Annotated in this window: 13 protein-coding genes; 4 read left to right on the plus strand and 9 right to left on the minus strand. The window is 67.9% G+C overall.

What is annotated here, in order from left to right:
• Window positions 1-11: 11 nt before the first annotated feature.
• On the minus strand, window positions 12-416 hold the full coding sequence (locus ACN0T5_RS01215; protein WP_417766818.1) for a secondary thiamine-phosphate synthase enzyme YjbQ: 405 nt from the start codon (window positions 414-416) through the stop codon (window positions 12-14).
• A 290-nt stretch (window positions 417-706) separates the two neighbouring features.
• Here ACN0T5_RS01215 and ACN0T5_RS01220 point away from each other — a divergent pair, with 290 nt between their 5' ends.
• Window positions 707-1,675 carry an alpha/beta hydrolase gene (locus tag ACN0T5_RS01220; protein ID WP_417766790.1) on the plus strand — a complete coding sequence of 323 codons (969 nt, stop codon included), beginning with the start codon at window positions 707-709 and terminating at the stop codon, window positions 1,673-1,675.
• Window positions 1,676-1,718: 43 nt separating this feature from the next.
• Entirely contained in the window at window positions 1,719-2,591 is an 873-nt protein-coding gene (locus ACN0T5_RS01225; protein ID WP_417766791.1) for an acyl-CoA thioesterase, read from the plus strand.
• Window positions 2,592-2,594: 3 nt separating this feature from the next.
• On the opposite strand, the gene ACN0T5_RS01230 is transcribed toward ACN0T5_RS01225, so the two are convergent.
• The 5 genes from ACN0T5_RS01230 to ACN0T5_RS01250 form a co-directional block, all read right to left on the minus strand.
• Window positions 2,595-3,098: a hypothetical protein gene (locus tag ACN0T5_RS01230; RefSeq protein WP_417766792.1), complete on the minus strand. Its 504-nt coding sequence runs from the start codon at window positions 3,096-3,098 to the stop codon at window positions 2,595-2,597.
• Window positions 3,099-3,206: 108 nt separating this feature from the next.
• Window positions 3,207-3,827: a 2-hydroxychromene-2-carboxylate isomerase gene (locus ACN0T5_RS01235; RefSeq protein ID WP_417766793.1), complete on the minus strand. Its 621-nt coding sequence runs from the start codon at window positions 3,825-3,827 to the stop codon at window positions 3,207-3,209.
• 59 nt (window positions 3,828-3,886) lie between these two features.
• Window positions 3,887-5,542, minus strand: coding sequence for a cisplatin damage response ATP-dependent DNA ligase (locus tag ACN0T5_RS01240; RefSeq protein ID WP_417766794.1), 1,656 nt, complete (start codon window positions 5,540-5,542; stop codon window positions 3,887-3,889).
• Window positions 5,543-5,555: 13 nt separating this feature from the next.
• Complete coding sequence (locus ACN0T5_RS01245) at window positions 5,556-5,978, minus strand: DUF4440 domain-containing protein (RefSeq protein WP_417766795.1); 423 nt, start codon at window positions 5,976-5,978, stop codon at window positions 5,556-5,558.
• Window positions 5,975-7,096, minus strand: coding sequence for a ligase-associated DNA damage response exonuclease (locus tag ACN0T5_RS01250; RefSeq protein ID WP_417766796.1), 1,122 nt, complete (start codon window positions 7,094-7,096; stop codon window positions 5,975-5,977). Before ACN0T5_RS01250 ends, ACN0T5_RS01245 begins: the two co-directional genes overlap by 4 nt.
• Before the next feature lie 108 nt (window positions 7,097-7,204).
• Here ACN0T5_RS01250 and ACN0T5_RS01255 point away from each other — a divergent pair, with 108 nt between their 5' ends.
• Complete coding sequence (locus ACN0T5_RS01255; RefSeq protein WP_417766819.1) at window positions 7,205-9,757, plus strand: ligase-associated DNA damage response DEXH box helicase; 2,553 nt, start codon at window positions 7,205-7,207, stop codon at window positions 9,755-9,757.
• Window positions 9,754-10,479 carry a ligase-associated DNA damage response endonuclease PdeM gene (pdeM, locus tag ACN0T5_RS01260; RefSeq protein WP_417766797.1) on the plus strand — a complete coding sequence of 242 codons (726 nt, stop codon included), beginning with the start codon at window positions 9,754-9,756 and terminating at the stop codon, window positions 10,477-10,479. The genes ACN0T5_RS01255 and pdeM overlap by 4 nt, the downstream gene beginning before the upstream one ends.
• 70 nt (window positions 10,480-10,549) lie before the next feature.
• On the opposite strand, the gene ACN0T5_RS01265 is transcribed toward pdeM, so the two are convergent.
• From ACN0T5_RS01265 to ACN0T5_RS01275, 3 genes are all read right to left on the minus strand, one after another.
• The gene (locus ACN0T5_RS01265) at window positions 10,550-11,356 is read right to left on the minus strand and encodes a TIGR02186 family protein (protein ID WP_417766798.1); all 807 of its coding nucleotides are present in this window, start codon (window positions 11,354-11,356) and stop codon (window positions 10,550-10,552) included.
• A complete protein-coding gene (locus tag ACN0T5_RS01270; RefSeq protein WP_417766799.1) occupies window positions 11,353-12,288 on the minus strand; it encodes a sulfite exporter TauE/SafE family protein in 936 nt (311 codons plus the stop codon). The genes ACN0T5_RS01265 and ACN0T5_RS01270 overlap by 4 nt, the downstream gene beginning before the upstream one ends.
• Window positions 12,289-12,506: 218 nt before the next feature.
• Complete coding sequence (locus ACN0T5_RS01275) at window positions 12,507-16,736, minus strand: peptidoglycan-binding protein (protein WP_417766800.1); 4,230 nt, start codon at window positions 16,734-16,736, stop codon at window positions 12,507-12,509.
• Window positions 16,737-16,991: the final 255 nt, after the last annotated feature.

Below are 16,991 nucleotides of genomic sequence, written 5' to 3' on the forward strand. Positions count from 1 at the left end.
GCGACGCGCTGTCAGGTGCCCAGATAGCGCAGCGTCAGGCTGCGCTGATGCGGTTCGCGCCGGTGTTCGATCAGGTAGACTTCCTGCCAGGTGCCCAGGTCGAGCCGTCCGGCCACCACGGGCACCTGCAGGGTCACGCCGGTCAGCACGCTCTTGACGTGGGCCGGCATGTCGTCCGGACCCTCGGTCACGTGTCGCCAGGCCGCGTCTTCGGGAGCGAGCCGCGACAGGGCGTCGGCCAGATCGGCCTGGACGTCGGGGTCGGCGTTTTCCTGGATCGTCAGCGATGCGGAGGTGTGACGCAGGAAGATCGACAGCTCCCCGTCGCGCGCGCCCTGCTCGGCAAGCCAGGCATCGAGCCCCCGGCCGATGCCGTAGAAGCGCTGGCCTTTGGTCGCCACCATCAGCCGGCCCATGCGCTGGCGCAGGTCAAGCCCGTCATCCTCGAAAGTCCAGCACTCGTAAGGTTGCGGATAGCGGGTCTGGCGCATGGTTCGGCGTGCCTCCTGGAGGAGGCAGAGTATGCGATTGCAGGCACGCCAGCGCAAGCCGCCGGGCAGGCGGAGGGCGGGGATCGCTGCGTGCCGGGTCCGGCCTGCAACGTCAATCGGTTAACTTGGATTGCAGGGCTTGGCATCGCCCCCCGCAGCCATTAGCCTGCACACGCATATCCCTTATTCGTGCAAGGCAACGGGGCGGTGGCCGCATGGCTGCATACGATTTCACCAACACGTCCTTCGGTGAGGCCACCGAAGAGACACGCGACTTCAATCGCGACCTGCTGCGACGCCTGACGCTGCTGCCGGACCAGTGGTCCTATCCGCCGTCCGTGATCCGCGAGCGACGGGCGGAGGGGCTTGGCCCGTTCCCGCGGCCCCCACGCTCGCCGGATGCCCGCGACATCGAGATCGACGGCCCGCACGGCAAGGTGCGTCTTCGCCTTCTGGCTCCGAAAACCCGCCCGTCCACCGGTGCCTACCTGCACATCCACGGGGGCGGCTGGACACTCGGGGCCGCCGACGAACAGGATCCGCGCCTTGGCGAACTTGCCGAGGCCACGGGGCTCACGGCGGTTTCCTGCGACTACCGGCTGGCGCCCGAGCACCCCTATCCGCAAGGCCCCGACGATTGCGAGGCAACCGCCCTCTGGCTGCAGCGGGAGGGACCGGCGCTTTTCGGCGGCACCCGCTTTGCCATTGGCGGCGAATCCGCCGGCGCCAATCTCGCCGTCGCGACGGTGCTGCGGCTGCGCGACAGGCACAACATTTCCGGCCTGTTCGGCGCAGCTGTGCTCGTCTGCGGCTGCTACGACCTGCGCCTGACGCCAAGCGCCCGCAACTGGGGCAATGCCAAACTGGTCCTCAACACCCGCGACCTGACCATGTTCGCCCGCCACTACCTTGCCCACGGCCACGACCCGGCGACACCCGACGTCTCGCCCTTGCTGGCCGACCTTGCCGGGCTGATGCCGGCGCATTTCGTTGTCGGCAGCGAAGACCCGCTTCTTGACGACACGCTTTTCATGGAAGCCCGCTGGCGTGCCGCCGGCAACAGTACCGATCTGGCCGTTCATCCGGGCGGCTGCCACGTCTTCCAGCATTTCGACCTCGAGATCGCCCGTGAAAGCAACCTGGCCATCGACCGGTTCCTGAACGCAACGCTTTCTCCCGCCTGACTTCACCCTCCAAACCATTCGACACGCTCCCGGGGAGCCGACCATGCCTGCCTTCGAAACATTGTTTTCCTTCGTGAATTGCTGGGAGTGCGACGAGAACGATCATCTCAACGTGCAGTTCTACCTCGCCCGCTTCGAGGAGGCCGATCGGCAATTCCGGCTGATGACCGGCCTCAGCGACGCGGTCGCCGGTGCCCGGCGTGCCCGCCATATCCGCTATCACGCCGAACTCTATGCCGGCGACACGCTGATGGCGACCAGCCACATCGCCTTCGACGGGCCCTACATGCTGACCGTGGTCCATGAGTTGCGACGCACGGTCGACGGCGTTCTGGCCGCCACCGCCACCGACGGATATGCGCCCTCCGACGGCATGGCGCGGGAGCTGCGCCGCCGGTTCCAGGAGGCAAGCGCTCCGATGCCCGACAAGGCACAGCCGCGCAGCCTGTCCTCGGCGCCCGAGGCAACCGGCGTCACCACCCGGCAGGTGGAGGCCGCTGGTGCCACTGTCGTCCACCGGGCGACGGTGCTGCCGCGCAACACCGGACCGGACGGCCGGGCTGACGATGCCTTCGCGCTCTCCTGTTTCACCGAAGGCGCGCCGCATGTGTGGAACCGCACGCCGATGACCGACGCATGGCTGACCAAGCGCGGGCTGGGCCGTGTCGCGGTGGAAATGAAGCTCGTCTGGGCAAGCCCGCTGAAACAGGGAGAACCGGTGCTGACGCTGAGCGGCCTGACGGGTGCAAGCCGGACGACCTTCACCTTTCGCCACTATCTCTACGAAGCGCGCACCCACCGTCTCGCGGCGATCTGCGACGTGGTCGCGCTCACCATGCACCTGGAGACCCGCAAGGCGGTGCCCCTGCAGGAAGAAATCCGGTCGGCAATTCTCAAGAACCTACTGAAGCGCTGAGCGCTACTTGCCCAGCCCGTCGTATTCGTCGCGCAGGGTCTTCATCAATCCGAAGAAGCGACGCATCGCCTGCTCGGTGAAATCGAGCGCCTTGTCCAACTCGGCTTCCTCCTCGGGGCTGAAACGCGGGCGTTCGCTGTCCTCGCGCGGCGGGAGGCCGGGTGCGGTCTCCGGCGACGTGCGCGGAGACGTTCCGGGCCGGGCGCTGTCCGCCCCTCCCGAGAGCCTGGCGTTTTCCGCGCGCAGCGATGTCACTTCCCCGGCGAGACGTGCGATCTCCGCCTCCAGCGCGAGTTGCGCGTCGGGAACCGGAACGCAGCGCCAGGTGTCGTTGCGCCGGCTGCATTCCGCCACCCTGCCGTTCTGCCGGTCGAGCCGAAGATAGCCCTCGCCGGCAGGCGCCAGCACGTAGCGGTCGTCAGCCTGCGGCCGGTCCGCCGTTTGTGCCGCGGCAGGCCAGGCAATCACGGCGAGCACGGCACAAAGCACAGGAGTTGCAATCCGCATGACCTGTGTTCCCTCGTCTGTCCGGCAGGGCACTCCTGCCACTTGCCGTCACGCGATCATGGCGCCTTGCCGTGGCAAAAGCACGGCCAGGCGCCTTCGAATGTCTGATCAGGGCTGCCCGTAAGGGCCGCGTCCGCTGGACAGCGCCGCCTCAAGCAGTTCCAGCCGGTCCTGCCCCCAGAAAACCTCGCCATTGAGCACGTAGCTGGGCGATCCGAAAACCCCCTCGGCGATCGCCTCGGACTGGTTCTCCATGTAGCGTTCGACGATCTGCTTTTCGCCGGCATGGGAGATCACCGCGGCCGCATCCAGACCCAGCTTGCCGAGGATCGACTTGTGCGTGTCTTCCTCTGCGATGTTCTGCTCCGCCACCCACAGGGCCTCGAACACGGCCTGCGTATAGGCCGCGACCGGCCCGCCATCGACGGCAATCGCGAGCGCGATGCGGTCGGCAAGGTCCGGATTGACCGGAAAATAGGCCGGCTGCAGGGTCAGCGGCAGGTTTCGGAACTCGCGCCAGCGCTGCAGTTCCACCAGGCGGTAGGCCTGGCGCACCGGGTGGCGCTTGGCCAGCGGCAGCCCCCCGGTTTCGGCAAAGACCGTGGTCAGCGACACGGGGCGGAAACGCACCGCGTAGCCTTGCTTGTCGGCCATGGCGAGAAACGCCGAGTGGCCGAGATAGGCCCAGGGCGAGGCGTGAGTATAGAAATAGTCGATGACGCGCTGCATGCAGGCTGTTCCTTGCTCCGCTTTTTCAGCCGGCACCCTGCGACGGGTTGCGCCCGCGATCAAGCGCCGTCTGTGACCTCGTCCGCAATCAGATCCAGCAAGGTGTCGATCCGGTCGGCTTCGGCCGGCGGTTTGTCCCAGCGCAGGCGCGAAATGCGCGGAAACCGCATTGCCAGACCCGACTTGTGGCGAGCGGAGCGGTTCAGCCCTTCGAACGCGACCTCCAGCACCAGTCCGGCCTGCGCCTCGTGCCGGACCTCGCGCACCGGACCGAAGCGGTTGAGCGTGTTGTTGCGCACGAAGCGGTCGATCTCCAGGAGCTCCTCGTCGGTGAAGCCGAAATAGGCCTTGCCGACGGGCACCAGTTCCTCCCCGCCCCCCTCGCACGGTCGCCAGACACCGAACGTGTAGTCGGAATAATAGGAGGAGCGCTTGCCGTGACCGCGCTGCGCATACATCAGCACGGCATCGACCCGGAAGGGATCGCGCTTCCACTTGAACCACTGCCCCTTGGGCCGGCCGGGCAGGTAGGGCGCTTCCCGGCGCTTCAGCATGATGCCCTCGATCGCCGCGGCATCGCCGCCGGCATGAAACGCGGACGGGTCGGCTCGCGCCTGGCCCAGGGCCTCCCAGTCATCGGCCGCGACCAGCGGCGAGAGGTCGATCCGTGGGTGATCCAGCGCCTCGAGAAAGCGTTCCAGCATCGCCCGCCGCTCTCGGAACGGGCGCTCGCGCAGATCCTCGCCATCAAGCGAGAGAAGATCGTAGGCGCGGATCGCGGCCGGATGGTCCCGCATCATCTTTGCCGTCACCGTCTTCCGGTTGAGCCGTTTCTGCAAGGTGTTGAAGCTCTGCGCCAGTCCGTCTGTCACGACGAGCAATTCGCCGTCGATGGCCGCATCGAAGTCGAGCGTTTCGACAAGATCGGGAAACGCTGCGGAGATGTCCTCGCCGGTGCGCGTGTAGAGCCGGCGACGCAGCGCCCCCGTCCGGTCTCGCCCGGCGGCCGCCTGCACGCGGATGCCGTCCCATTTCCACTCGGCGGCGAATTCGCGCGCATCGAGCGCCGCCATGTCCCGCTCCTCCAGCGGATGAGCAAGCATCGCCGGGCGAAACGGCACCGGATCGTCGGTTTCCGGCCGGCCGCCCTTGCCGGCTGCCCAGGAGAAAAGGGCCTCGTAGGGCGGGGCAAGTCCGTGCCAGACTTCCTCCACATCGTCGGGCGTGAGCGAACCGAGGCCCGCCACGGCGGTCTTGGCGAGCCGCGCGGAGGCACCAACACGCAGTCCGCCGGTGACCAGCTTCAGCAGCGCCCAGCGTCCGGTCTCGTCGAGCGTGTCGAGCCAGGCCGCGACCAGTCCTGGCACCTCGCTCCGCCCGGCGCGCTCCAGTTGTTCCACCACCTCCCCGAGCAGCGGCGGCTCGCCGGCCGAAGCCGTCTCCTCGACGGGCCAGATCAGCGCGATCGTCTCCGACAGGTCGCCGACGAAATCATAGGACAGCGCGAAGAGATGCGGATCGACACGTTCGGCGGCGAGCGCGCGCAGCATCGCCGGCTTCGCGTTGCGGAACCTCAGATTGCCTGTCAGCGCGGCAAGCGCGTAGCCGCGTGCCGGATCGCTCTCTTGCGCGAAATAATCCGCCAGCAGCGCCAGCTTCGCCGAGCGGCGCGGCTCGAAGGACAACCTGTCCAGCAACCTGGCGAAACCGCGCATCCGGGCGGGCCTGTCAGGGCTCGTTGACGATCATCGCGATGCGCCAGGTGTCGCCATCGTAGATCAGGTGATAGTGACAGGTGAACTCGATCACCGGTTCGCCATCGGCATCCGACTGCACCCAGGCAAGCGTTGCCATGCCCGCGTCTCCCTCGACATGGGTCGACAGCACGTCGAAGGCCGAGCTCACCACGCCTTCCTTGTCGAGCGCGGCGAACAGTTTCTCGATGTTTTCCAGCAACTCCTCATCGTCCTGGAAGACATTTCCCTTGCCGAACTGCCAGATCACCGCCGGATAGGCGAAACAGTCGGCAACGCTTTCCGCGTCGAAATCCTCGAACGCCTCGAGGTAGTCGTCGAACAGGTCGAGCAGCCCGTCGTCCGCCCCCTCGTCAGGCTTCTGCAGGCCCTCGCGCCCCGAAATCTCGTCGCTCATCTCGCACTCCCGGTCCCGGCGGTCGCATCCGCCCGTGTTTCGGCCAAGGTTCCGGCCTTTTTCTCGACGGTATCCGTCGTGTCGCCCTCGTCGCCATAGCCGATCAGGTTGAGCGGCCAGGCTTCCAGGCCCTGGCTCCTGCACCAGTGCACCAGGGCCTCCTCGGCTCCGTGCGTCACCCATATCTCGCTTGCGCCCGTCTCGACAATCGTCCGCCTGAGGTCATCCCAGTCGGCGTGATCCGATATCACCAGCGGCAATTCCGCGCCACGCTGACGCGCCCTGGCCCTGACCCGCACCCAGCCGCTGGCAATCGCCGTGACAGGATCGCCAAAGCGGCGGGCCCAGCGGTCGGCAAGCTGGCCCGGCGGGCAGAGCACGATTTCGCCAGCCAGGTCCTTCGCCCGCTCGCCCACCGGCTCCAGCGGGCCGAGATCTATTCCCTGCTCGGCATAATAGGCGCACAGCCGCACCAGCGCACCGTGCAGATAGATCGTCCGCTCATAACCGCGCGCCCTGAGCTCGGCGACCACCCGCTGTGCCTTGCCGAGCGAATAGGCACCGACCAGATGCGTGCGCTCGCCGAACAGCGCGAGGCTTGCCAGCAGCTTGTCGAGCTCGCCGGCGGCCGGCGGGTACCGGAACACCGGAAGGCCGAAGGTCGCCTCGGTGATGAAGACGTCGCAGGGGATCAGCTCGAAGGGCGCGCAGGTCGGGTCCGCCTGGCGCTTGTAATCCCCCGAAACGACAATGCGCCGTCCCGCCGCCTCGATCAGCACCTGCATCGACCCGAGCACGTGGCCGGCCGGATGGAAGGAGACCGCGACCTCGCCCAGCCGGATCCGCTCGCCGGGTCCGGCCACCTGCGTGCTGCCCGAGAAATCCTCGCCGTAGCGGATCGCCATGATGTCGAGCGTCTCGCGCGAGGCCAGAACCGCACCGTGGCCGGCGCGGGCATGGTCGGCGTGGCCATGCGTGATCAGCGCCCGGGCAACGGGCCGTACCGGGTCGACGTGAAAATCGCCGCGCGGGCAATAAAGCCCGGCCGGCGTCAGCGTCAGGATGTCGCCGCCCGTGGTGAATGTCGTGCTCGGCGTTGTGGTTGTCGGCCTCGTCATGACTGCGAATGTAGGCATGCGGCGAGAGATTGGAAATGCATGTGTCGGCCCATGGTTTCCGATCCGCGCCTCGACGCTTGGCTCGGGAGGCCTTATCTCTGGCAGGCAATGGATGCCGCTGCTTCGCCCCTGCTGCCGGAAAGCTTTGCCCGCTGGTTCGAGAGCCGCGGCTGGCGCCCGCGCGCCCACCAGATCGAATTGCTCGAGATGGCAAGACAGCGCGATTCCGTGCTGCTTGTCGCCCCGACCGGCGCCGGCAAGACGCTGGCCGGTTTCCTGCCGAGCCTCGTGGCGCTCGCCGCGCGAGGAAAGCGCAAACCCGGCTCGGCCGGGCGGCGCGGGGTGCACACGCTCTACATTTCGCCGCTGAAGGCGCTGGCCGTCGATATCGCCCGAAACCTCGACGCCCCCGTCGAGGGCATCGGCCTCGACATCCGCATCGAGACACGCACCGGCGACACGCCCTCGCACAAGCGCCAGCGACAGAAACACGTCCCGCCCGACATCCTGCTGACGACGCCCGAACAGATCGCCCTGCTCCTGTCGGACGCGCAAGGACGGCAGATGCTGAGCGGGGTCGACACGATCATCCTCGACGAGCTGCACGCGCTCGTCACCTCCAAGCGCGGCGACCTGCTGTCGCTCGGGCTCGCGGCCCTGCGCCGCCTGTCGCCGGGCCTGCGCAGCATCGGACTTTCGGCAACGGTTGCCGAACCGGACGACCTGCGCGCCTATCTCGTCGGCCAAACGCCGGATGAGACACCGGGTGAGACACCTGGCGAGGCGCCGGAAACGGAACGCGCGCTGGCCGGGCTGGTGACGGTGGCCGGCGGGGCGGAACCGGACATCTCCATCCTCGACACGGCCGAACGGCTGCCCTGGTCCGGTCATTCCGCCCGCCATGCCGTCGGCGAGATCTACCGGATCATCAAGGATCACCGCACCAGCCTCGTCTTCGTCAACACCCGCTCGCAGGCCGAGGCCCTGTTCCAGGCGCTGTGGCACGCCAATGACGAGAACCTGCCGATCGCTCTTCACCACGGTTCGCTCGATGTCGGCCAGCGGCGCAAGGTCGAGGCGGCGATGGCGGCCGGCGCCCTGCGCGCCATCGTCTGCACCTCCTCGCTGGACCTTGGCATCGACTGGGGCGACGTCGATCTCGTCGTCAATGTCGGTGCGCCGAAGGGCGCCAGCCGGCTGGCCCAGCGCATCGGCCGGGCCAACCCCCGCATGGACGAGCCCTCGCGCGCGATCCTGGTGCCGGCCAACCGGTTCGAGGTGCTGGAGTGCCAGGCGGCGCTCGCCGCCTCGCGCGCCGGTCATCAGGACACGCCCCCCTTGCGCACCGGTGGGCTCGACGTGCTCGCCCAGCATGTGCTCGGCTGTGCCTGCGCCGGGCCGTTCGATCCGCTGGAGCTTTATCGCGAGATCCGTTCGGCCGAGCCCTATCGCGGCCTTGCCTTCGAGCAGTTCGAGCAGGTTGTCGACTTCGTCGCCACCGGCGGCTACGCGCTGCGCACCTACGAGCGCTATGCCCGCCTGAAGCGCGAGGAGGATGGCCGTTTCCGCCTGTCGCACCCGAAGATCGCGCAGCAATACCGGCTCAATGTGGGGACCATCGTCGAGGCCCCGATGCTGAAGGTGCGACTGGTTCGCTCGAAGGCCGACGGACGCCGCTCCCCCATCGGCCGCGGCGGACGCTGGCTTGGCGAAATCGAGGAATGGTTCGTCGAACAGCTCTCGCCCGGCGACACGTTTCTCTTCGCCGGCGAGATCCTGCGCTTCGAAGGCCTGCGGGAGAACGAGGCCTATGTCTCGCGCGGGCGGGCGGACGCGCCGAAGATCCCCTCCTATCAGGGCGGCAAGTTTCCCCTGTCCACCTATCTCGCGGCAAGCGTCAGGGCGATGGTCGCCGACCCGCGAAGCTGGACGGCGCTGCCCGACCAGGTGCGCGAATGGCTGGAGATCCAGCGCCTGCGCTCCGCCCTGCCCGCGCCCGACGGCCTGCTGGTCGAGACGTTCCCCAGGGCCAACAAGCATTATCTCGTCTGCTACCCTTTCGACGGCCGCCTCGCCCACCAGACACTCGGCATGCTGCTCACCCGCCGGCTGGAGCGGCTGGGCGCACGGCCGATGGGCTTCGTCGCCAACGACTACGCCCTCGCCGTGTGGTGCCTGGCCGACCTCGGCGACATGATCGGCTGCGGCCGGTTGTCGCTGGCCGAGCTCTTCGACGAGGACATGCTGGGCGACGACCTCGACGCCTGGCTGGCGGAATCCAGCCTGATGAAACGCACTTTCCGGAACTGCGCGGTGATTGCCGGCCTGATCGAGCGCCGCCATCCGGGACAGGAAAAGAGCGGACGGCAGGTGACAATCTCCTCCGACCTGATCTATGACGTCCTGCACCGGCACGAGCCGGACCACATCCTGCTCCAGGCGACCTGGCAGGATGCGGCCACAGGACTTCTGGATATCTCCAGATTGGGTGAACTTCTCCGCCGAATTCGTGAGCGAATCACGCATACTCCGCTCGCACGGGTGTCGCCGCTTGCCGTTCCGGTGATGCTGGAGATCGGCAAGGAGCCCGTGTACGGAGAAGCGCAGGAAGCGCTGCTCGCGGATGCCGCCGACGATCTGGTCAGGGAGGCCATGGAGTGAGGCCATTCACAGCCCGCGTCGAAACGCGCCGATACGCACCGGTCTGCCACGACATCTCCATTGCCGGAGAACTTGTCGGCCTGCATGACAGCGGCGCGCTCTGGTGGCCGGACGAGAACACGCTTGTCGTCGCCGACCTGCATTTCGAGAAAGGCTCGTCCTTCGCCCGCAAGGGCGTGATGCTGCCTCCCTACGACACCGCCGCGACCCTTGAAAAGCTTGCCGAGGCGATCGACGCCTTCCAGCCCTCGCGCGTCGTCGCGCTCGGCGACAGCTTCCATGACGGAGAAGGATCGGACCGGCTGCCGGCCGCCTACCGGGCGATGCTCACCACGCTGCAGCTTGGCCGTGAATGGATCTGGGTCACCGGCAATCACGACCCGGTCGCCCCGGTCGGCCTGTGCGGAGAAACCGTCGACGAGGTCGCGCTCGGCCGTCTCGTCTTCCGGCACGAGCCCCGCACGGGGGCCGATCCCGGCGAGATCGCCGGGCACCTGCATCCGGCGGCCCGCATCCGCCGCTACGGCCGCAGCGTCCGGCGGCCCTGCTTTGCCACCGACGGCCACCGGCTCGTGATGCCGGCCTTCGGCGTGCTGACGGGCGGGCTCAACGTGCTCGACCAGGCCTGGAAGCCGTTCTTCACGCCCCGTGCCTTCTCGGTGTTCCTGCTCGGCGACGGCCGGCTTTATCCGTTCACGGCAAGCCGCCTCGTCGGCGACTGACATCTCGTCAAATCCTTGAAAAAACACCCGCCCGGCGCCCCGGACAGCGGGCCCGCGCGCTGCCTCAGCCTCAGTCTCGGCGGAAGATCACGCCGGCCAGCCAGCCCGTGAAGATCGCCAGCAGGATCGCGATCAGCCCGTAGGCGGCGGAATACTGATGCGCCAGCCAGAAGGTGAACTGCTCGAAACCGGTCTTGGCGATACGCAGTTGCTGCTCGTCCTGGGCCAGAAGCGTTCCCCCCCGCAGCAGGTATGTCGAGACCGTGTAGTCGCCGACCGGAACATTGGCGGGCAGCGGCACGGTCGTGCGGAACAGGGAGTCGCTGAGGAAGGTGACCGCCCCGCTGCGCTCGGCAAACAGGCCGCTGGCCACCCTCAGGCGCAGCAGCGCCGCGCGGAAATTGGCGCGATCGGTGATCGGCACGTCCGACGCATGGGCAATGGGAAGGTTGAGGAAATGCAGGCCGATGCGGTGGCGCTCCAGCACCGAGCGGGAGGCCATTTCATGCGGCGGGCGCGAGGTGTGAACGGCCAGAAAGCTCGGCACGCCGGAGAAGGTCTCGGCATCGCGGTTGACCCAGATACCGAGGAACCGGCCCTTGCGTCTGGTGGTGACATCGACTTCCGGGCCGGCGACCACGACGGCGATGTCATAAGGGTCCGGCCGTCCGACCGTCAACGCGTCCCGGGCAATCTCGCCGAAAACAACGATGCGGGTGCCGGTGAAATTCGACTCGATCCTGACTTCGTCGGAGGAAATGTCGGCGACAAGGCTCTCCGCCTTGGCGATGGCGGGTGCGAGCAGCATGGCAAGGCCGCCGGCCAGTGCCGCAGCCAAAACACGACCGCAAACGGAGGAACGGCAGGACGGGCTCATCGTGTCGCCTCCACCAGAGGCGAAACGGCAACGGAAAACAGCTCGTCAGGCTGCACCAAGAGGTTTACGGCGAAGCGCACGCCCACGGAGAGCACCAGCAGCGCCAGCAGCAGGCGCAACTGGTCGCCGCGCAGTTTCTGGCCCATGCGCGCGCCGAACTGGGCGCCGATCACGCCGCCAATCATCAGCGTAAGCGCCAGCACTATATCGACCGACTGGGTCGACATCGCATGCAGGAAGGTCGCCGCCGCCATCGTGAACAGGATCTGCAGGAGCGACGTGCCAATGACGATGTTGGTCGGCACCCGCAACAGGTAGATCAGCGCCGGCACCATCATGAAACCGCCGCCGATGCCCAGGATCGTGCCGAGGAAACCGATGATCGCACCGAGGCCGACAATCGGTATCACGCTCACATAGAGGCGCGAACGGTAGAACCGCATCTTCAGCGGCAGGCCGTGCACCCAGTTGTGCTTGCCTGGTTGGCGGGAAGGCACCCGCGCGCCGGCACGTCGGCGCGCCATCGCCCGCACCGACTCGAACAGCATGAGGCCGCCGATCGCACTGAGGAACGTGACATAGGAAAGCGAGATGACGAGATCGAGCTGACCGAGCTTCTGCAGCAGGCCGAAGAGCCAGACGCCGACAGCCGAGCCGATCACACCGCCGACAAGCAGTACCCAGGCGAGCTTGAAGTCGATCATCTTGCGTCGCCAGTAGGCAACGACACCGGAGGCGGACGAGGCGACAACCTGCGTCGTCACGGTCGCCACCGAGACGGCCGGGGGAATGCCGGAAAAAATCAGGAGCGGGGTCAGCAGAAATCCGCCGCCAATGCCGAACAGGCCCGAGAGAAAGCCCACGGCGCCACCCATCCCGAACACCATGAACATGTTGACGGGCAACTCGGCGATGGGCAGGTAGATTTGCACGGCACACCGGCGGATTGGCCGCTTGCGCTCGTCAAGCGGGGTGGATGTTGATCAGGTGGCGCGCATCCGCCGGTTCCACGGCTTGCGCCGCTTTACGGCGGTCCCCGGAAGCCCGCGCGTTTCCCCGATAAAGCGCGGGGAATGCTGTCATGTCAACGCACGGAGAGCGGCTTTTTCCGCTCTCCAGGCGACGTCCGGCGCGTCCCGCCGGCCGCCTGTCAGATCGACTGGCCGATAAGCACCTTGACCAGGTCTTTCGAAATCGCGCCGGTAACAGGAAGACCGTTCGCTTCCTGGAAGGCGCGTACGGCCTCCCGTGTGCGCGGGCCGACCTGGCCGTCGGGCGTGCCGGGATCGAAACCGCGCTTGGCGAGCAGGCGCTGCACGCTCATCACGATGTCCTGCGGCTCGACCGAGACATTCGCGCGCGGAGCCGTTTCCGGCTGCACGGTCCAGGCCGGGCTCAGTTCGACCTCGTTTGCCGAGACCAGGCGAGGCGCTTCCTTCCAGGTCTCGACCGCGATCCGGGCCTCCGCCAATTCTTCCTTGGACAGCATGTTGGCCAGCTCGTCGCGCTTGTTGCCCGCATCCCGGTCGCCCTGACGGGCGGCAAGCGCGAACCACTTGTAGCTCTCGACGAGGTTCTTCTCCAGGCCGAGACCTCGGGCGTAGAGGATGCCGAGATTGTACTGGCTGTCGGCAAGACCGAAATTCGCAGCCTTCTTGAACCAGTAGGCGGCATCGGCAAATTCGGGGCTGCCGGAAAAGCCCTCGGCATAGAGCACGGCAAGATTGTGCGAGGCCTTGGCGTTGCCCTGCTCGGCGGCACGGCGATACCAGTCGCGCGCCGTCTCCAGGTTCTTCTCCACCCCGCGCCCCTTCTCGTAGAGGCTGCCGAGACGATATTGGGCGGGTGCCAGACCTGCCTCCGCCGCCTTGGCGTAATATTTCGCTGCCTCGGCGAGATCCGGGGTCGAGCCGGTGCCTTCGGTGTAGTTGACGGCGATGGCGAAATAGGCCGCCGGATCGCCGGTGGCCGCTGCCTGGCGCAGCGCGATCGGACCGGCCGCCTGGGGAATGCCGCCGATCGACATGTCCGGTGCCAGCGATGCCTCGGCGGCCGGCGAGGCGCCTTGCTGCGGCAGCCCGAAGGCAGGAGCACTTGTCGGCGTGCTGGCCGCGGCGTCGCCGGGTGTCTGGAACTGGCTGCCGGGAATGCTGGCCGGGTTCGAGGAGAACCCGCCATCGAACGGCGTCTGCGGTCCGAAGGCGACGTCGGGACCGGGTTCGGCCGCGGCTTCACCGGCCGGCGGGACATGATCCCCCCCCTGCGCCTCATCCGGCGCATGGCCGGCGGATGCCACGGCGGCCGGCGCCTCGGCCATACTCCCCGGCTGGCGCTCGGCGGCATCTCCGGCCGGCCGTGCGACATCGCCGGAAGCCCCGGCCGGTGTCCGCGTCTCGTCCATGCCGGCGGCGACAGGCGCACCGCCGTCAACGCTGGTCTCTATGGCAGGAGGCGTCCCCAGCGACGCCATGTCGGTCTGCGAGAGCGAAACCTGCTTGAAAATCTGCAACGCGCCCACGGCGATGACGACAGCAGCAGCAGCGAGCATCACGGCCCGGCGGCCTCCGGTCGAGAACAGCCTGCGGCCGCCCTTTTCCTCTGGCCCGGCCAGATCGTCGACACCTTCCGCAGCCAGGCGCGTGTCCGCGCGCAGTTCTGCGGTCGCCGCCTCGGCCCGCTTGCGGGCGCTGTCGGCGCGCGGACCGTCCCGGCGGTCGCCGGCAAGCGGCATGTCGGCCGAAGTATCGAGTGGCATGTCCGCAGCGTCGGCCTGCGCATCCTTGCGCTTGCGGCCGAGACGGGAGCGCAGCCACCCTTTCGCGGAGGCGGCCTTTTCCTCGACCTGGACATTGCCCATGAAGCCGAGCGGCGACTTCTGCTGGCCAGCCTCCTCGGCAGCGGCCTGGGCGGCGCGGCGCGCTGCCGCGATGAAGTCGGCCTTGCGGTCGCGGCCGTCCTGCGGCTGTCCGCCGGTGCGGGCTGCGGCGGGGTTCTGCCCCTGGGGCTGGGCCCGCCTTTGAGCGGGTCCGGCCGGGCGGGCGGATGCCTGCGGGGCCGCGTCCGCCGCGCGGGCACTGCCATGAACCTGGGCCTGCGCAGCCTGGGCCGGCTGGCGGACACGCGGCTTGCCGGATCCCGGCTCCAGCGGCCGGTCGTCTTCAACGCTCGGCGTCGGCATGCCGGCCGCACGGGCTTCATGCTCCAGCGACATCAGCCGCGCATTGATCGAGGCGAGCACATCCTGGACGCTGTCCATGGAATCGCGGGCGCGACGCTCGGAGCTGGTTGCCGCTTCCATCAGGCGATGCAGGTCGCCGCGCAGGGCCTGCGCGACCTCGCCGCCGTCGCTTGACGCGCCCGACTGAAGCGCCGACTGGATTTCACCCAAGCGGGCGAAGCCGGTTTCGGCCGCGTCGAGCTTGCTTGCCAGCGCCGCGATCTTGTCCTCGACCTGCGCCAGGACGGCATTGTCGTCGCTGGAGGCTCCCCGGTTCACCGCTTCCGCGAGATCGCGCAGCTGCGCCTCGAGCTCAGCGGTGACAACCGGACGGGACACGCTTTCGCGCAAGCCCGCAATCTCGCGATGCAGCGCATCCAGATCGCCGCTTGCCGTCGCATCGCGTCCCGCCTCGAACCGCTCGTTGAGGCGGGCGATGCCGCTTTCCAGACGGGCGATCAGGTCGGCTTCGATGGCCCCCTGCTGGCCCTCGGCCACCAGGGTCACGCCTTCGGGGCGGTCCAGCGCATTGATCTTGCCGTCGATCGCGGCGAGACGTTTTTCAAGCAGCGTGAAGGCGGCGTCATAGCTCGGCGGCATCTGCCGGGCGCTCTCGATCCGCTTCAGACGACCGGCGATCTCGCCAAGTTTCTCGTCGATCTGGGGATCGCGGCGCTCCGCGCGGTCATCCGCCAACATGCCGGCGATCTGCTCCAGCCGGTCGTTCAGGCGATCGACGGCTCCGGCCTGCGGAAGACGATGCTCGATGGCGCCGACCCGGCCGGCAAGCTCACGCTGGCCCTCGACCAGACGGTCGATCGCGTCGAAGCGAACCGAAAGCGACGACAGGCGCTCGTCGATACCGGCGATCAGGTCGTTGGCGTCAAACCGCTCGACGAGATCGCGCACGGCGCGGATCTCGCCGCGCAGCACGGCCATGTCCTGACCGCCATTGCGGCGCACGAGTTCCTCGACACGATGGCCGATATCGGCCACCCGGTCGTCGAGGGCGACGAGCTGGTCGGCGCGGGGCACGATCCGGAACGCGTCCTCGATGTCGGACAGGCGCTGTCCGAGCTCGCTGACGAGGCGCGGTTCGAGGCGGTCGCGGGCCAGTTCGTCGAGGCGCTGGACCAGGTGCGCGTAGCCGCTCTCCAGCGACTGCAACATGCCGTCGACATTCGACTGGCCGATCATGGCGCGCAGGTCGGAGATCTCGGCGCGCACCTCGTGCACGAAGCGGGTATCGGTGCGGTCGGCCCGCAGGCGCTCGACCGCTTCCGACAGGCGCCGCATCTCGCCGGTGTCCCGGCTGGCGGGCCGCGTGCGCTCGGCGCGCAGGGATTCCATCAGCACCGCGCGCAGCTCGCCGATCTCCCGGCGCATCACGTCAAGGCGCTCGTCCCGCGTCCCGTGGGCGCGCTCGACCCTGTGGGCGAGGTCGCGGATCATCGGCCTCAGGTCGTCGTCGACCTTCGCATCGGGACGGCCCGCCGGACGCGAATCCTCGCGGCGCGGGCGACGCGGCGGCGCGTAGTCCTCGACATAGGCATCGTAAGCGTCGGCGACATCATAGGTGTTGGTGTAGCTATCCTCGAGGGCCGGATAGTCGTCATACTCATAGCCGGCCACGTCCTGCTCGTCCGGCGTGTAGGCGTGCGCCTCCTCGACCGGAACGGCACGGGAGGACCGCGGCGAGCGACGGTCAGCCGACGTCTGCGAAAGATCCTCGACACGACGATCGAGCCGGTCGAGTGCGCCGAGCACCGCCTCGATGCGGCTGGTGCGGGCATCGACGGGCTGGGCGGGACGCTCGGAGCGGGCCCGCGCCGCAGCGGCCCGGCGGGCATGGCGATTGGGTTCGGCCTGCGCGGCGACCGGAGCCTCGCTCATCGTGCGGCGCGGCGCCGCGGACGGCGCATCCATCAGCCGGCCGAGCGCGTCGGCAACATCGTTGAGCTGCTCGCGGGCCCGCGCCCTTTCGGGAGCACGCGCCTGGGAACCGCGCGGATCGGTCGGCAGCGGGGCTGCACGCTCGCCGCTCCAGGCGGGCGCACGCCGGCGCGGCTCATACCAGCTATCCGCATCGCCGGCCGGGTCACGGCCATGTGCCGCCTCGGGATCCGTGCCGCCTTGAGTGCGGTGTCGCGCGTTCCAGGACATATAAATGGCCTCTTCAACCCGGTTGGGCGCGCCGCGTGGCGCAAGACTTGTTCTTCTTCCGGATCAAAGACGGCTACACAGGATCCGGACGACCTTCGGCTAAACTGTCGCTGCTTATGGTAAACAGGCCGTTAAGCGGCGCATTTACATGGTTAAGCAGACGTGAACGGGCGATGCGGAACGCAACGGCCGACCTGTCATGTTTGCCAAGGCGCTTGACGCTTACGTACACGGAATGTATTCCGAAGGCAGGTG

Source organism: Stappia sp. (genome assembly GCF_048261845.1).
Lineage (GTDB): Bacteria > Pseudomonadota > Alphaproteobacteria > Rhizobiales > Stappiaceae > Stappia.